A 16250-nucleotide genomic window follows, 5' to 3' on the forward strand; every position below is an offset into this window, starting at 1 on the left:
GAGAAAGGAGGAATGGGAGGAAGGAGGAAAGGGAAATTGACATCTTACATTCACTCATTCACTTTTTCACTCATTCAATCATTCAATCATTCAAAATTGAATAAATCGTGGCAATTTTATCAAAAGAAGAAGCAAAGAAAATCATAGATAAAGTCCTGGCGTTTTCGAAGGCTGATGAAGTCAGTGTGGGATTGTCGGGTAACCGGACCGGGAATATCCGTTATGCGCGGAACTCGGTATCAACGAGCGGTGAAACGACAGATCTTTCATTGTCGGTAACGTCCGTTTTTGGGAAAAAATCGGGTACGTCGACTATCAATGAGTTCGACGATGCATCACTGGAAAAAACAGTGCGGCGGGCAGAGGAAATCGCGCGGCTGGCTCCTGAAAATCCGGAGTATATGCCGATGCTGGGTGCCAGGGACTTTCCGGAAAGCAAGGCATTTGCAGATAGTACCGCAGCAATCGATCCAGATTTCCGCGCTCAGGCTGCATTCAATAGCATTGATCCCTGCGTGAAAAAGAACCTGACGGCAGCAGGGTATATGGAAGATAGCGCCGGGTTTTCAGCAATGGGTAACAACAAAGGATTGTTTGGTTACAACAAAAGCACATCCGTTGATTTCTCCATAACCGTCCGCACAGCAGACGGAAAGGGCTCCGGCTACGTCTCGCGCGATTTCAATGATGTATCGAAGCTGAATACATTGGCTGCTACGGAGATTGCAATGCAAAAAGCACTCGCTTCGACCAATACCAAAGCCTTGGAACCAGGCAAATACACCGTGATCCTCGAACCAATTGCCGGCGCCGACTTGCTGCTGAATATGATGCGGAGTATGGATGCCCGCAGTGCGGATGAAGGCAGGAGCTTTTTGGGTAAAAAAGGCGGAGGTACCCGGCTCGGCGAAAAGCTTTTTGACGAAAGAATAACCATTTATTCCGATCCCATGAATGCCGAAATCCCCGGGCCTACTTACCTGGGTGACGGAAGGGCGCAGGAGAAAGTGGTTTGGGTTGAAAATGGCGTTGTGAAGAATATGTCCTACTCGCGTTTCTGGGCTGAGAAGCAAGGTGTGAAAGCTGTACCGCCCGCGGGCGGCTTCATTTTTCAGGGAGGCAATGAGTCTGTTGCCGATCTGATCAAGGGGACCGAAAAAGGTATTCTGGTTACGCGCTTCTGGTATATTCGTGCGGTGGACCCGCAGACATTGCTTTATACGGGACTGACCCGCGACGGTACTTTTTACATCGAAAACGGGCAGATCAAGTACCCGGTTAAAAACTTCCGTTTCAATGAAAGCCCGGTTATCATGCTCAATAACGTGGAAGCGATCGGCAAGCCGGTACGTGCAAGCGGAAGCCTCGTGCCGCCGCTTAAAATCCGCGATTTTACATTTACCAGCCTTTCAGACGCGGTTTAGTACGCAGGTTTTCGCGGGCAAAACCATTTACGTATAAAATCTGCCACACATAACAAGACTTTTGATTCAGGTAGCCCGGTTCATTAACTTATGAATTGGGTTTTACCCTGATCATTCAAATCAAGCCACTATTAGCAAACATCTACATACTTTGAAAAGACGAGATTTCATTCAACTGGCTGGGCTGGGGACCGGAGCGTTCATGTTACCTGGCCTGGCAATGAGCAAAGTTGTTTCCCCGGAAGCATTCCTCGAACCAGGTGCCGACGTGGCAGTTAAAAAGCGGCTGGCCGATGCGGCGCTGAATGCAGCCAAAGCCAAAGGCGCCTCTTATGCGGACGTGCGGATCGGTCGCTACCTCAACCAATTTGTTGTTACCCGGGAGGAAAAGGTGCAAAACATTGTCAACACGGAATCGTATGGAGTTGGCGTGCGTGTGATTGCAAATGGATGCTGGGGATTTGCCGCGGTAGTGGATGTGAATAGTGAAGCCCAGATGGCGAAAGCAGCCGAAGACGCCGTTGCTATTGCGAAAGCCAATTCCAAATTGATGAAAGAGCCCGTGCAATTGGCCCCTCAGAAAGGTTTTGGTGAAGTAAGCTGGAAAGCGCCGATCAAGAAAAACGGCTTTGAAGTGCCTATTAAAGAGAAAGTTGATCTGCTGCTTTCCGTCAATGACGCAGCGATGAAGAATGGGGCGAACTATGTTAACTCTGTACTTTTCCTGGTAAACGAACAAAAATATTTTGCGTCAACCGACGGCTCCTACATTGATCAGGATGTACACCGGATCTGGCCGATCTTCAATATTACTGCCATCGATCCCAAATCGGGCAAGTTTGAAACCCGGAATGCGCTCAGCGCACCAATGGGAATGGGTTACGATTACCTGCAGTCAAATCCGGCTGACAAGATAACCGGCATTACTACCCGCTATAATATGGGCTACGATATGCTCGAAGATGCTACCGCCGCCGCAAGACAAGCCAAGGAGAAACTCACAGCCAAGTCAGTGGAAGCTGGTAAGTACGACCTGATCCTAGATCCGTCGCATTTATGGCTAACCATTCACGAGTCCGTAGGCCACCCGCTGGAACTCGACCGCGTGCTTGGATATGAGGCCAATTTCGCCGGGACTTCTTTTGCGACGCTTGATAAATGGCAATCCAAGAATTTTCAATACGGCAGCAAGCAGGTGAACCTCATTGCCGATAAGTTACAGGTGGGCTCACTGGGTGCAGTAGGTTGGGATGATGAAGGTGTGAATACCAAGAAATGGGACCTGGTCAAAGATGGTATACTCGTCAACTACCAGGCGACGCGCGATCAGGCGCATATTATTGGTGAGAAAGAATCACACGGCTGCTGCTATGCGGATAGCTGGAGTTCGGTGCAGTTCCAGCGAATGCCAAACGTTTCACTGGCGGCAGGCAAAACGCCTTTGTCGGTGGACGAGATGATCAAGGATGTCAAAAAAGGCATTTACATCATCGGTGACGGATCTTTCTCCATTGATCAGCAGCGTTATAACTTCCAGTTTGGCGGACAGCTGTTCTATGAAATTAAGGATGGTAAGATTGTAGGAATGCTGAAAGACGTAGCATACCAGTCCAACACGCAGGAGTTCTGGAATTCATGCGTGCAGGTTTGTGACGAAAAGGACTACCGGCTAGGCGGATCTTTCTTCGACGGAAAAGGCCAGCCCTCACAATCCAGCGCCGTCTCCCACGGAAGTTCCACCACGCGTTTTAATGGAGTTAATGTGATTAATACAGCTAGGAAGATTTAATGTTGAATGAATGAATGAATGAATGAATTTCAAATGAATGAATGAATTTCAAATGAGTGAATGAGTGAGTTAGTGAATTAGTGAATGAATGAGTAAAAAAAATGACAGAATGACTGATGACTGAATAGTTTACCATGAATATTCTATGTTTTTGTACGCGTTAGGTCATTTACGATTCATTCATTCAAAATTGAAAATTCACTCATTCACTAATTCGCTCATTCACTAATTAAAATATTCACTCATTCAACCATTCACTCATTCAATCATTCAAAATTGAATCTCCCCCAAACCCAACAAAGCCCATGGCCACCATATTAACAGAAGCAGAAGCAAAGGCGTTGCTGCAAAAGGTTTTGAAATATTCCAAAGCAGATGAATGCGAAATCAATATAATGGGTGAGGAGCGGGGTAACCTGCGGTATGCCCGTAATGAAGTGTCGACCAGCGGCGCGTTGACTAACCAGAACCTGGAAGTTCAATCCGCATTCGGGAAAAAAGTGGGTGTTGCCACTGTGGATGAATTCAGCGACGAGGCAATTGAAAAGTGTGTGAAAAGGTCCGAAGAACTCGCGCAGCTCGCGCCTGAAAATCCGGAGTATGTGGGCGTGCTCGAACCTCAAACTTACGGAAAATCAAATGGCTTTTTCGAATCAACTGCTGCCATTAATCCTGAGTTCAGGGCCGATGCAGTTGCAAAAAGCCTGGAACTGACCCGCGCTGAGAATTTGACGGCGGCCGGTTTTCTTGAAAACCAGAAAGGTTACCGCGCCATGATGAACTCGAAAGGGCTGTTTGCGTATTACCCCAGCACTAATATCAACTTTTCACTCACCGTTCGCACACCGGACGGAACAGGCTCGGGCTATGTAGCGCGTGGTTATAGCGATGCGAAAAAGCTGGATACAGCGGCAGCAACGAGGATAGCGATCCTTAAATCAAAAGGTTCTGTGGGAGCCAAAGCGTTAGAGCCTGGTAAGTACACCGTTATCCTGGAACCAACAGCGGCGGTGGTTTTACTCGAAAACATCTTCTTCGCGATGGATGCCCGCAGTGCGGATGAAGGCCGGTCATTCCTGAGTAAGCCGGGCGGAAAAACCAAGCTGGGAGAAAAGATCGTCGATGAGCGGGTTAACATTTACACAGATCCTGCCAATGCGGAATTGCCTTCGTCACCCTGGTCAGGAGACGGCCAGCCGATCAACAAAATGAGCCTGATTGAAAAAGGTGTGGTGAAAAACATGTTTTATTCAAGGTATTGGGCACAGAAAAACAATGTTAAGCCTGTTCCATTCCCTACGAATGTGATCATGGAAGGCGGTACAGCCACCTTGGAGGAAATGATTAAGTCGACGAAACAGGGAATTCTGGTGACCAAGCTCTGGTATATCCGGGAAGTGGATCCGCAGACTTTGCTTCAAACCGGCCTGACGCGCGACGGTACTTTTTACATTGAAAACGGCGTTATTAAGCACCCGATCAAGAATTTCCGTTTTAACGAGAGTCCGGTTATCATGCTGAACAATCTGGAAACATTAGGAAAAGCAGAGCGGGTAGTCAGTACGGAGTCAGACCGTAACTATCTGATTCCGCCTATGAAAATCAGGGAGTTTACATTTTCATCACTATCCGACGCGGTTTAAGTATTGAAGCCTTTCTTTTTCACACGAATCCAATACACTTCGGGTAACTGGGATACCGATCAGCGAATGCCTTCCAATCTGCTGCATTCGCTGGTCGAGTACACCACCATCCCGGTTGACGAGAAAGAAAAAGTAGTGCAACTGAGCAGTAACGAGCTTTTCAAGAGCCCATTCTGCTATTTGAGCGGACATAAATTGGTAGAGTTTTCGAAGCAGGAGCGTGACCATTTTCGGACTTATGTTCAAAACGGCGGTTTTGTTTTCGTCGACGATTGTAACCACGATATCGACGGGCTGTTTGCCAAATCCTTTGAGCAGGAAATGGAGCGCACTTTTGGTCCGAAAGCTTTACAGAAGATCTCGAACAACCATCCGATATATTCTTCCTTCTTCAAATTCGAAGACGGTCCTCCAACTACATCTTTCGAACTCAACGGCTGGGGCGACGACCTGGTCCACGATTATCTCAAAGCAATTACGATCAACGGTCGCATCGGCGTTTTGTACAGCAATAAGGATTACGGCTGTGAATGGGACTACGATTTCCGCAACAAGCGTTTCCTTGCTGTGGATAATACGCGGTTCGGGGTGAATATTGTGATGTATGCGTTGGGAGTTTGATGGAGGAAAGGGGTGCTTCGACTGCGCTCAGCAGGACAACAATATTCACACATTCAGTCATTCACTCATTCAGTCATTCAAAATTGAACACATCACCAGAATACTATAAATCACTCGTTTCCAAGCTTCCGCTCCTGAAAAAGGAAATTGCGAAGGTGATTGTCGGGCAGCGGGAGGCTATTGATGAGATATTGATTTCGCTGCTTGCATCGGGGCATTGTTTGCTGGAAGGCGTGCCGGGGCTGGCGAAGACTTTGATGGTTAAAACAATGTCGGAGGCGCTGCACATGAGCTTCAAGCGGATTCAGTTCACACCCGACCTGATGCCCGGCGATATCGTCGGCACCGAGATCCTGGAAGAGGACCATGATACCGGTAAAAAGTTCTTCAAATTTAATCGCGGGCCGATATTTGCCAATGTGGTACTTGCGGATGAGATCAACCGCACCCCGCCCAAAACGCAGGCTGCATTGCTCGAAGCCATGCAGGAGAAAAGCGTGACTTACGGAGGCGAGAGTTATCAAATGCCCGATCCATTTCTGATCATTGCAACGCAAAACCCGATCGAACAGGCGGGTACCTACCCATTGCCGGAAGCGCAGCTTGACCGTTTTTTGCTTTATATCAAACTGAATTACCCCAATGAACAGGAGGAACTGGATGTACTGAAAGGTACAACAGGCTCGGCGCGTGCGCAGGTAGAGCGGGTTCTTTCTGATATCGAAATCCGCGATTTGCAGAAGCTGGTGCGGCAGGTGCACATCAGTGAAGAGCTGATCGTGTGGATCAATAAGCTGGTCCGCGCCACGCGTCCCGAAGGAAGTCCGTCTGCATTCGTGAAAGAATGGTGCGACTGGGGCGCTGGTCCGCGGGCGGGGCAGGCGCTGGTACTTTGTGCCAAAGCGCGGGCTGTGCTGAACGAACGTTTCGCGGTGATCCCGGAAGATATTCAGACGCTCTCTTATCCTGTTTTCCGCCATCGCATTGCGATGAACTTCCGCGCGGAAGCTGAAAATATCACCAGCGACCAGGTGATCACTGATTTGCTTGCCACACTCAAACCCTGATCTCATTTTTTTACATTCAGGTATGGCGAAGCAAAGCAACTTGTTGGCATCGAATCTGGTGAAGCTCAAAAACCTCCAACTTACAGGTAAGCTGGTGAGTGAGGAGTTGATGCTGGGTATTCACGCCAGCAAACGCTCCGGCATCGGCATTGAATTCGAACAATACCGGCATTACCAGCCTGGTGACGATCCCAAGCGGATTGACTGGAAGCTTTTTGCAAGAACGGATAAACACCTGGTCCGTGAATCTTCCACGGAAAGCGACCGGCAAATACGCTTTTTACTCGATCTGTCCGGCTCGATGAACTATGCCGAAAATGGGGTGAGCCGCCTTCAATATGCGCAAATTCTGCTGGCTTCGCTCGCTTACCTGGGGTACATTCAAAATGACCAGATGAGCTTGTATGCATTGAAAAACGGAAGTTTGGAAACGATATGTGCGGCGGGTTCTTCTGCCTCGGGCAAACAGGCTTTTCAGAAGATGCTGGTCGGGCTTGAAAAAGCGGAAGCTGGGGGAGAATGGAGGATGGAGGATGGGGAAGAGGGGAAATTGACCGAGCTGCGATCGAAGAAAAAAGAACAGCTTATTCTGGTGAGTGACCTGTTGCAGGTCGACGAGGAATGGATGCAAGTGATACGTTCACTGGCAAATCCGCATCATGAGATCGTAATTTTTCAGATTTTGGGAGATCAGGAGGTTGACTTTACATTAAGCGGTTTTTACAGGTTTAAAGATCTGGAAACCGGAAGGGAATTGGAGCTCGACGCTGCGTCGGTACGGGACAAGTTCGTGGCGTCGGCGCAGGCGTATTTTGAAAAACTTAAAAGCGATCTGCAGATCCCGTATGTGCATTTGATCACAGCCCGGTTAAGCGACCCGATCGGAATGGTTTTGAAAACATTTTTAACCAAAAGAAAAGGCTGATGGAATTGCTGCAACCATGGATGCTGTGGGGACTCACAGGAGTAGCACTGCCGATCGCGATCCACTTCTGGTACCAAAAAAAGGGCGAGGTAATTGCCTGGGCAGCATCGCGCTGGCTGGTGGATGAAAGTTCGCTGAAACACAGAGGTATCCGTCTCCATGAAATCCTGCTGCTGATCATCCGTTGCTTGCTGATCATCCTGCTCACACTATTGCTCAGTCAGCCGGTTTTGCATTGGTGGGAAAACAAGCCTGCGACAGAGCGCGTACATTTAGTCCAGCCTGACGCCAGCGTTGTAAACAATTACCGGTTTGAGATTGAAAATGCATTGAAGGCAGGAGAGAAAGTAGGGTGGATCAGTCCGGATCAGCAACCGCTCAGCTCAATTTCCCAAATACCTGATGTGGCTAATCCCGCATTATACCTTCAAAAAAGCATTAACAAGCTGGCTACGGGGCACACAAGCATTTATGTAGCCGCCAATCAGCAGCTTTTGAGTATGCCCAAAATTGCAGTACCAGGTAAGTTTCGCCTCTATTCGCTATTTGATTCAGCCGCTGTGGAGCCTGTTCGCTATTTGGAGCTGAATAACGGTAAGAGGATGTATGTCAATCCGAAAAGCGGTCGCATGGAAGTTGTGCCAAAAGAAGCAACAACGTTCCGTTTCGCAGCTGAGCCGGCGCATTCCGGCGCTTTGGAAATCCTGATCAATTATAAAGATGCCAGAGAAAGGCGAACCGTTTCGGCAGCAGTACAGGCACTGGCAGCGGTTTACGACCTGCCATTTCAAATTGACGAAAAAGCAACAGCCGGCAAGGTGTACAGTTGGATTTTGTCTGATCAAAAACCTGCTAAGACTGCCGCTATCACGCTTTATCTAATCTCGGGAAAAACAGGGGACTTACCGCAACAGAACAACGTAGTTTATATTGCTGATTCGCTGCTTTTGAATGCTTCCGATCTGGTTAACAATGGAAGACTGCCGGAGTGGCTGGGGGAGGTGTTTTCATCTTTTTATAGGTTGAATAATCAGAACATGCCCATTAGTAATCAGCAAATGAATGCATTATTTGAGGAAGTGAAGTCGCCGCAGACTCGCGACGCTGCCGAGCTGCGGCGCTGGCTCTTGCTCGTGTTTGTTTTACTAACACTGTTAGAAAGGTGGCTCACATTGCGTAAAGCTACATTTTCCAGATATGCATAGTTTACAAAAAATGATCGGCTCAGTCACCGCCCAGTTATATGCAGCCGGGTTGATCCGCTGTACGCTGCTAGCAGTATCTGCTTTTCTGCTGGCTTTTACATTTGCTGCGACCGGATTTTCTGTACTCGCTGCCGGACTCGTTTTTGCATTTGCTGTCTGGCAAAACAGGCTCTATGAAAATATGCGACACCGGGCCATAACACTGATTCATCGGTATACAGGCGGCACGGAATACAGTCTGGATTTGCTCGAAAAAGAGGAATTGAACATAGCGGAGCAAATGCAATTGGAGCGGCTTTCAACGAACCGGGTCGCCTTTCCCTACGCCGAATTATATAGAGGAATGGCGGCTTACCTTGGCCTGCTCGCTGTAACTGCACTCATTTATTTTCTTTATCCTCAATGGACTTCGCATTCCGGACCCGGAAAGCAAAATATAACGCTTGATGAACGAAGGCTGCCGAATACGGCTGAAAGTGCGCCTGCGCTGGTGCGTGCGAAAGTTTATGTTAATCCGCCTGCCTACACAGGACTGCGCCAAACCGAATCGGAGGATTTGAATGTTTCGGCGATTACCGGCTCAAAGCTGGATTGGCAAGTTGAGTTTAGCAGGGCTGAGAACCTGACTGTGAGGCTGGCCAATGCGCGGGGAGAAGAAGTCAGTTTTGTAAAAAAGGGTACTGCTTATCAATACACCGACCGGCTTGCAGGCTCCGGTTTGTATTCTATCAAAGGTTACTGGAAAGATTCGCTGGTTTACCAATCCGACTTTTACAAGCTGGACGCAATCCCGGACCTGGCCCCGAAAATTGAGCCGGTCTCAAAAGAGTTGTACAAATACCATTTACTAAAAGACAGCAAAACACTCAGCATTTCTGCCCGGATCTCGGATGATTTTCAGGTAAGGCAGGCATTTATAGTTGCGACAGTGGCGCGGGGATCGGGCGAGAATGTGAAATTTCGGGAAATGCGCTTTCCGTTGACGCCGAGCCAGTTCAAAGAAGCAAATGTTCGGAAATCGATCAATCTGAATGAGCTTAACTTCACGCCCGGCGATGAACTTTACTATTACTGGGCGGCGATCGACAACCGTTTGCCTGAGGGGAATTTTACCAAATCAGATACCTATTTTGTTGTTTATAAAGACACCGCGCAGATTGAGGAAGCCGAGCTGGCAACCATGGCGGTCAACATCATGCCCGAGTATTTCCGTAGTCAGCGGCAGATTATTATTGATACCGAAAAGCTGACCGCTAAGAGAAAGAAATTGGATAAAAAATCATTCAATGCAGCCTCCAACGAAATCGGGTATGATCAGAAGCTGCTCAGGCTGCGTTACGGGCAGTACCTGGGAGAGGAATTTGAGACTAACATCGGTGGCGGCGGTTCCCCGGGCGAGGCTCCCGAAGGCAATATCATTGATGCATTTACGCACCACTCGGACGGGACCGGAGAAGGCGCAGAGCAGCACCAGGCCGAAGGGCACGCCGGTGAACACGGGCACGATCATGGGCATGAGCATGGAAAATCCGCGCCTACTGAATCAAAGGACCCGCTGGCTGCTTTAATGGAGCAGTATACGCACTCGCACGACGATGCTGAAACGAATACCTTTTACGAGGAGTCTACCAGGAGCCTGCTGAAAATGGCTTTGGAACAAATGTGGCAATCGGAACTGCATTTGCGTATGTACGAGCCAGAAAAAGCATTACCATTTGAAAATAAAGCATTGGAATACCTGAAATCAGCACAGCAAAAAGCACGCACTTATGTGAAGAAGAGCGGCTACGATCCGCCTCCGATCAAGGAAAAGGAAAAGCGGCTTACGGGCGAGTTGAAGGAAATAGCAGCGGATTTTACCTCTGAAAAATTTTATGACCAGAAACTGACTGCACAGCTTGCAGCGGAAGTGCTTGGTTTTTTGGACCAAACCAAAGTTGATAAAAACAGCCAGGCCCGTTTGCGGCTGGCTGGGAGTGAGCTGAGCGAGCGGCTGATCTCGCAGGGGCCGTTTTACGGCGGCTTGCAAAACTGGCCGCTTCTTGCCGCATTGCAAAAGCTGGTGAGCGGTAAGCAGCTCTCCCAAGCAGAGAAAGAAGCATTGAAAACCGGTCTTTACAGATATGCCAAACCATATATCCAGGGAAAAAAGGGTTATGCAGCCGACAAGAAGCTGGAAGAAGCCTTCTGGAAAAAACTTCGGCAGCCGACAAATTGAATTTGAATGATCCATTTTGATTTTGACTGGTCTGATACAGTAAGCCTGATAACCCTGGCTGCAGCGATTGTGCTGCTGCCCGCGATCTTGTGGCTGCTCGCTTCCAGGAACGGAGGCCACGTTGGCAGGAAAATAGGTGTCAAAATATTGCTGAATGTCATTCTTTGGCTGAGTGTGGTTGCCTTTGTCTTACAGCCGCAGTTCACTTTCAAAACCAGTCTGACCACCGGTATTGTTGCAGGCGATGAAGTCCCGGCCGCATTCGTGCGTCACTTGCAGGACAGTCTGCAAAAATCAGGGGTAATATCGGTGAAGGAGGTGCAGCATGCCAATGTAGATACGCTGGTGCTCGTTGGGAATGGTTTTCCGCAAGGTTTGTATAGCGGCTTAAAACTGTCGGCCAGGCAGCCTGTTGTCAGGTGGTTGCCATATTTCGCACCCGACGAATTCATGCATCTTAAATGGAAGGGGATACTCCGCAAAGGTGAAATGCAGGAAGTGTCCGGTCGGATCAGATCGTCTGAAAAGCAGGTGCTGAAAGTTGCATTTGGCGGGAATACGTTAGACAGTACCATTTTGATCAAAGGTGAAAACGGGTTTAAGCTGCGGTTTCCGGCCTTTGCAGAAGGCAGGACTTCGGTGACATTGAGCCTGGGCGCTCAGGTCCCTGATACGCTCCGCTTTTTTGCACAGGCTGCCAGCCCGTTAACTGTCCGCTTCATTCTCGAAAGTCCCGATTTTGAAAGTCGTAACCTGGCGGCGTGGCTGGGTAAAGGTGGGCACGCCGTGATCTATGATGTCGCGATCGCGAAAGACCTGCGGTCCAGCATTAAAATCAATGCGGCCAGTGCGCCTGACCTGATCGTCACCAATGCAGCCAATGCGAATGCTGCGGCTGTAAAAAAAGCATTAGCTAGCGGAGCAAGTGTTCTTTTCATCGGGTTAACTGATCCCGAAGCCGAAATTCGGCGCATGAATGAAGCTGCCGGTACCCGTTTTCAGCTGCGTAAAATTTCCAATGAACCCGCCGTGAAGGTGCTGCCAGGACTGGAAGCATTGCCTTACCAGTTTGTTTCTGCCGGCAATCAGATCAATGTGCCTGGAATGCCGGTCGTGATTGAAAAACGCGGGGGCAAAGTGGGCGTAAGTTTGCTGAATGAAACTTTTCCGATGCAGCTGGCAGGTGATACCCTCACTTTTCGGAAAGTATGGGGTACCATTCTGGCCCATTTACAGCCGGCCGGGCTCCGTAATCTGGAAGTTGATGCGCCCATTTTGGAAGGTGTAAAAACGTGCTTGGGTTTGAATAATTTTCCCGCTTTACCCAGGCTCATAACATTCGGCAAGGATTCCCTCTTTCCGCTCCAATCACCATTTAATGCCAATGCAGGTGCTGCCGAGTTCATGCCTGCACAGCCAGGCTGGGTGGCATTGCAGGATTCGATCCCAGCCGAGGTATTCATTCAAAAAGATGCTCACGGAGCGCAATTGCAACGTTTATCGGATTTTGTAAGTGCTTATGAAAACCAGCTCATCAACTCGCGGGGAACTAAATTGACCTCTCAGGCCGCCACAGACGCATTGCCGGAATGGGCGTGGTATCTCTGGCTGGTGATCTGCTTCGCTGCACTTTGGATTGAGGACAAGTTCTCCTGATCACAATCTTTCAAGATCAGCGAGGGTTACCTGGCGCGGATAGGGAGCGAAATAGGAATTTGGCTCGTTGATCCGGTAGCCTTCTTCCATATACTGGCGGGATTTCTGGAAGTATATAGCTTGCTGATTGTTGCCCATTATTTTGAGTGTGAGCCCCATGTAATAATTGGCGGTAGGGTGCTGCTCGTATAATTGCAGACATTCATTCAAACGCGCCTGCGCCTTGTCGAGCTCGCCGGACAAGTAGTACATGAGGCCGAAGTACAGCAAGGTATTGTAATGGATATCATTTTTGCCTTCGCCCCGCCTTTGCGTAGCGATATCTTTTAGGAAGAAACTTTCAGCTTTGTCAAAATCACCCAACTCCATCCAGGCGATTGCTTGGTAAAAAGAGAAGGAATGGTCCATTGTAAATGCATTGGGCATTCGCTTTTCGGCTTGCTGGAAATCGGAAATGGCTTTTTCATAATGAGCTGCCAGAATGCAATGCAGATAGCCGCGGTAGGGGAGCCAGCGGTTTGTATCCAGCTCGACAGCTTTGTCCATATTCTCAAACAGCCGGTCAAAGTCTCTGAGCACCATATAATGCTGCGCCTTTTCCTGGTAAGCTTCCGCGATGTTCGGACAAATGGAAATGAGTGTATCGTAAGTCTGCGCCCGGCCCGGGTGCTCAATCGGGAAAAGATCGGCCCGCCGGGAATAGATCGCAAAGAGGCTGTCCCGGTAACTTTCGGAAGCACAATCAGGCTGACTTTGCCCGAATGCATTGGTTAGCAGATGTGCCAGAATTAGAGTTAATATTCTCATTAAATATATTGTAATCAAAATGTTTGTTTGTTAACCAAACAGGAGTTGTTTTTAGCCAAGTACCACACTATTTATCTATTTACCCTCAGAATGAACCTTGCTGCATTAAAGCAATTGTTGAAAGATCGATCTTCGGAAATGACGAAGATCAAAGATTGAAGGTTTGGCAGAAAATAGAGACTTTGCAAGATGCAATAGAGCTACAAGAAAAACTTGAAAAACGCTGAGATCTCAACACTCACAATATGGAAACAAAAACAGAATTGGCACACGAAATCGAGCAACTATTGGCTGCCGCAGACGAATCGATCAGAGAGGCGAAATCGTACCTGATCAGTCAGGGCGAGCTTGTGGATCTGGCCGAATGGGTTACGATCAAGGAATATTGCAGCCGTTTCAATATAAAGAATGTTGAAACGGTAGTAAACTGGATCAGCAGGGGAATTATTCCGGCTGAAAATGTCCGAACCATTGAAGAATTTAACCATACAAGACTGATCAAAGCAATTCCATACAATACCAAAGCAACTGCTAAAATTACGAGCTAGGCTGTTGGTCAGGTGCTATTTAACATTTAAGCAGCTCCTGTTCTAATTGAAATTTACTACATGCAGGACAAATGTCTTGCCACCGTTCTAATTGCCCTCTCTACGCCTTCAAAGGAGGTTTCTGTTTCATTGCTTTGTTCAAAGGCGAACGAATTTTGTCCGAGGCCGCACGTATTTCAAAAATATTTTGAGATAGTCTGTAACGAAATCGCAGGCTGGTCGTCTTTGTCATTGAAATGGATCTACAAGCCTTCAACCAACGCATTTTGCCTGTCCAGGGCCGCCTGTTCCGACTGGCTCAAATGTTCCTCCGTAACCGGGAGGAAGCTGAGGATGCTATTCAGGATGTGTTGATGCGGCTGTGGACCAACAGGCAGCAGCTTGAAACTTACCAGAGCATTGAGGCGCTTGCTGTTCAAATGACAAGGAATTTGTGTTTGGACAAACTTAAAGCCCACCAAAACCAGAAAGTGGAACGCGGTGCTGACCTGGCGGAGGTTCAAACCATGGAGCTGTCGCCTTACCGGCAGCTGGAAAGTAGCGATGGTACCGCATTGATACATAAGCTAATTGATGCATTACCCGAACAGTACCGACTGGTGCTGCACCTGCGCGACGTGGAAGAGTATTCTTTCGAGGAAATAGAAGAAGTAACGGGGCTGACCAATGCGAACATCCGTGTAATCCTCTCACGGGCACGGCAGAAGCTGCGGGAGACTTACCTTAAAGCAAGTAATTATGAAAGTGGATATTGAGAAGTTGTTAGAAAAATACTACGAAGGGGAAACCAGTGTAGAGGAGGAGCGGGAGCTGAAAAGGTTTTTTAGCGATGAAGAGGTACCGCTGCATTTGAAAAGCCACGCGCCCCAGTTCAACTATTTCACCGAAACCAGGCAGGAGCATCCCTCGCTCACGTTTAGCAACAAGCTGGCTTTGGAGCTGGATCCTCCCCGCAAAGGCCCGGTACGGCGGTTTACAGGCTGGCTCGTCAGGATAGCTGCCGGCTTGGCGCTGCTGATTGTTGGTTTTGCGAGCGGTTGGTTTTTTCAGCTGGGTAAAATGAATCATAGTGAGCTGAGTTTGGCGGAGAATGGAACTGCGCCGGTGGCAGCAATGAAGAATGTGCTTTCGTTTGAGAAAATGAACGTGACCTCGGCAAGCGAGCGGATCCAGGCGGTGAACCAAAGCTATGAGCTCACCAATGTAGACCGCGATATCACCCAGCTTCTGATCAATACCCTCAATTTTGACCCGAATATCAATGTGCGCCTCGCGGCTTGTCAGGCACTCGTGCATTTTGAAAATGAGCCGGACGTGAATGAAGCGCTGATCCGGTCTCTGGCGATCCAAACAGATCCGAACGTCCAGATTTCACTGATCGAGGCGCTGGTAGCAATCAAGGAAAAGCGCGCCAGTGACCAGTTCAGGCAAATCGCGCAAAATCAGAAGGTAATGGAGGTGGTGCGGCTGAGAGCGGAGGAGGGTTGGAGCGAGCTGAACCAGGTTAGTGCACAAAGTTTGTAATCGAATTTCAATCCATAATTTTTATTAAAAACCATGAAAAATGCACTGTTATTAGGTGTGGGTGTACTGTATTGCCTTTCCGGCGCCTACGCTCAGAATCTTGAATTCAAGACAAAGCTTGCCAACTCCCGGGAGAAGAAGGTGGTAATCGAAATGGCGGCCGCTGATGTGAAAATCGAAGGCCACAACAGCGAAGAGGTGCTTATCGTCGCCTCCTCAGGGTTTGAAGCGCCGCCCGAGCGCGCGAAGGGGTTGAAGCCGTTGTATCATACCGGCGTGGACAATACCGGGATCGGGCTGTCGGTAGTAACGGAAGGGAATACGGTTAAAGTTGAAAAAGTAGCCCGGAAGGAAACTAAGTACACCATTCGCCTGCCACGGCAAGTTGCTGTATTATTCCAGGAAACCAACTGGCAGGGCGGCTCAAAAGTGGGGGTAGCCAATATGGATGGAGATCTGGAAATCCGCACAAATGGGGCTGATATCAATCTTAACAAGGTCACCGGTCCGGTTGTAGCAAACAGCACCAGCGGCAGTGTGAATGTTATATTTTCGGCTTTAAGCCAGAGCAAGCCGACGGCGATCTCGACCATCAGTGGTGAAATTGATGTTTCGCTTCCGGCCACAGCAAAGTCGAATATGAAGCTGCGCTCTATTAATGGCGAGATGTACACGGATTTCGAGCTAGGCGTGAAGAATGCGAAAGACGGACTTTCCAAAGTGGGCGGGGCAAGCAATATCGAAGGTACCACGAATGGCGGCGGCGTGGAGGTCCAGCTCAATACGATCAGCAGCAATATCTACATCCGTAAACAAAAATAAA

Annotated in this window: 14 protein-coding genes; 13 read left to right on the forward strand and 1 reads right to left on the reverse strand. The window is 48.6% G+C overall.

What is annotated here, in order from left to right:
- Positions 1-107 precede the first annotated feature (107 nt).
- From Q369_RS0122735 to Q369_RS0122775, 9 genes are all read left to right on the forward strand, one after another.
- Positions 108-1424, forward strand: coding sequence for a TldD/PmbA family protein (locus Q369_RS0122735; RefSeq protein WP_031530025.1), 1317 nt, complete (start codon positions 108-110; stop codon positions 1422-1424).
- Between the two features lie 151 nt (positions 1425-1575).
- The gene (locus tag Q369_RS0122740; protein ID WP_031530026.1) at positions 1576-3213 is read left to right on the forward strand and encodes a TldD/PmbA family protein; all 1638 of its coding nucleotides are present in this window, start codon (positions 1576-1578) and stop codon (positions 3211-3213) included.
- Between the two features lie 305 nt (positions 3214-3518).
- Entirely contained in the window at positions 3519-4856 is a 1338-nt protein-coding gene (locus Q369_RS0122745; RefSeq protein ID WP_031530027.1) for a TldD/PmbA family protein, read from the forward strand.
- A 3-nt stretch (positions 4857-4859) separates the two neighbouring features.
- Complete coding sequence (locus Q369_RS0122750; RefSeq protein ID WP_031530028.1) at positions 4860-5477, forward strand: DUF4159 domain-containing protein; 618 nt, start codon at positions 4860-4862, stop codon at positions 5475-5477.
- An 83-nt stretch (positions 5478-5560) separates the two neighbouring features.
- The gene (locus Q369_RS0122755) at positions 5561-6544 is read left to right on the forward strand and encodes an AAA family ATPase (RefSeq protein WP_031530029.1); all 984 of its coding nucleotides are present in this window, start codon (positions 5561-5563) and stop codon (positions 6542-6544) included.
- Between the two features lie 22 nt (positions 6545-6566).
- Positions 6567-7469: a DUF58 domain-containing protein gene (locus Q369_RS0122760; protein ID WP_031530030.1), complete on the forward strand. Its 903-nt coding sequence runs from the start codon at positions 6567-6569 to the stop codon at positions 7467-7469.
- Positions 7469-8674, forward strand: coding sequence for a BatA domain-containing protein (locus Q369_RS0122765; protein WP_031530031.1), 1206 nt, complete (start codon positions 7469-7471; stop codon positions 8672-8674). Before Q369_RS0122760 ends, Q369_RS0122765 begins: the two co-directional genes overlap by 1 nt.
- Positions 8667-10892, forward strand: coding sequence for a DUF4175 family protein (locus Q369_RS0122770; RefSeq protein WP_031530032.1), 2226 nt, complete (start codon positions 8667-8669; stop codon positions 10890-10892). The genes Q369_RS0122765 and Q369_RS0122770 overlap by 8 nt, the downstream gene beginning before the upstream one ends.
- Positions 10893-10898: 6 nt before the next feature.
- Positions 10899-12548 carry a hypothetical protein gene (locus tag Q369_RS0122775; RefSeq protein WP_031530033.1) on the forward strand — a complete coding sequence of 550 codons (1650 nt, stop codon included), beginning with the start codon at positions 10899-10901 and terminating at the stop codon, positions 12546-12548.
- Here the strand turns inward: Q369_RS0122775 and Q369_RS0122780 are convergent, their stop codons facing one another.
- Positions 12549-13355: a tetratricopeptide repeat protein gene (locus Q369_RS0122780; protein WP_031530034.1), complete on the reverse strand. Its 807-nt coding sequence runs from the start codon at positions 13353-13355 to the stop codon at positions 12549-12551.
- Between the two features lie 245 nt (positions 13356-13600).
- On the opposite strand from Q369_RS0122780, the gene Q369_RS0122785 reads away from it, so the two are divergent.
- From Q369_RS0122785 to Q369_RS0122800, 4 genes are all read left to right on the forward strand, one after another.
- Entirely contained in the window at positions 13601-13903 is a 303-nt protein-coding gene (locus Q369_RS0122785; RefSeq protein ID WP_031530035.1) for a hypothetical protein, read from the forward strand.
- A 236-nt stretch (positions 13904-14139) separates the two neighbouring features.
- The gene (locus Q369_RS0122790) at positions 14140-14658 is read left to right on the forward strand and encodes a GFO_1088 family ECF-type sigma factor (RefSeq protein ID WP_031530036.1); all 519 of its coding nucleotides are present in this window, start codon (positions 14140-14142) and stop codon (positions 14656-14658) included.
- A complete protein-coding gene (locus Q369_RS0122795; protein ID WP_031530037.1) occupies positions 14642-15427 on the forward strand; it encodes a HEAT repeat domain-containing protein in 786 nt (261 codons plus the stop codon). The genes Q369_RS0122790 and Q369_RS0122795 overlap by 17 nt, the downstream gene beginning before the upstream one ends.
- 33 nt (positions 15428-15460) lie before the next feature.
- A complete protein-coding gene (locus Q369_RS0122800) occupies positions 15461-16249 on the forward strand; it encodes a DUF4097 family beta strand repeat-containing protein (protein WP_031530038.1) in 789 nt (262 codons plus the stop codon).
- The last annotated feature ends 1 nt before the right edge of the window (position 16250 follow it).

Origin of the sequence: Dyadobacter crusticola DSM 16708 (assembly GCF_000701505.1) — a bacterium.
Classification (GTDB): Bacteria; Bacteroidota; Bacteroidia; order Cytophagales; family Spirosomataceae; genus Dyadobacter; species Dyadobacter crusticola.

Excerpts from the sequence above, each read along its gene's own strand:
- Q369_RS0122745 (WP_031530027.1), top strand. The coding sequence starts at position 3,519 with ATGGCCACCATATTAACAGAAGCAGAAGCAAAGGCGTTGCTGCAAAAG.
- Q369_RS0122760 (WP_031530030.1), top strand. The coding sequence starts at position 6,567 with ATGGCGAAGCAAAGCAACTTGTTGGCATCGAATCTGGTGAAGCTCAAA.
- Q369_RS0122765 (WP_031530031.1), top strand. The coding sequence starts at position 7,469 with ATGGAATTGCTGCAACCATGGATGCTGTGGGGACTCACAGGAGTAGCA.
- Q369_RS0122770 (WP_031530032.1), top strand. The coding sequence starts at position 8,667 with ATGCATAGTTTACAAAAAATGATCGGCTCAGTCACCGCCCAGTTATAT.
- Q369_RS0122775 (WP_031530033.1), top strand. The coding sequence starts at position 10,899 with ATGATCCATTTTGATTTTGACTGGTCTGATACAGTAAGCCTGATAACC.
- Q369_RS0122780 (WP_031530034.1), bottom strand. The coding sequence starts at position 13,355 with ATGAGAATATTAACTCTAATTCTGGCACATCTGCTAACCAATGCATTC.
- Q369_RS0122785 (WP_031530035.1), top strand. The coding sequence starts at position 13,601 with ATGGAAACAAAAACAGAATTGGCACACGAAATCGAGCAACTATTGGCT.
- Q369_RS0122790 (WP_031530036.1), top strand. The coding sequence starts at position 14,140 with ATGGATCTACAAGCCTTCAACCAACGCATTTTGCCTGTCCAGGGCCGC.
- Q369_RS0122795 (WP_031530037.1), top strand. The coding sequence starts at position 14,642 with ATGAAAGTGGATATTGAGAAGTTGTTAGAAAAATACTACGAAGGGGAA.
- Q369_RS0122800 (WP_031530038.1), top strand. The coding sequence starts at position 15,461 with ATGAAAAATGCACTGTTATTAGGTGTGGGTGTACTGTATTGCCTTTCC.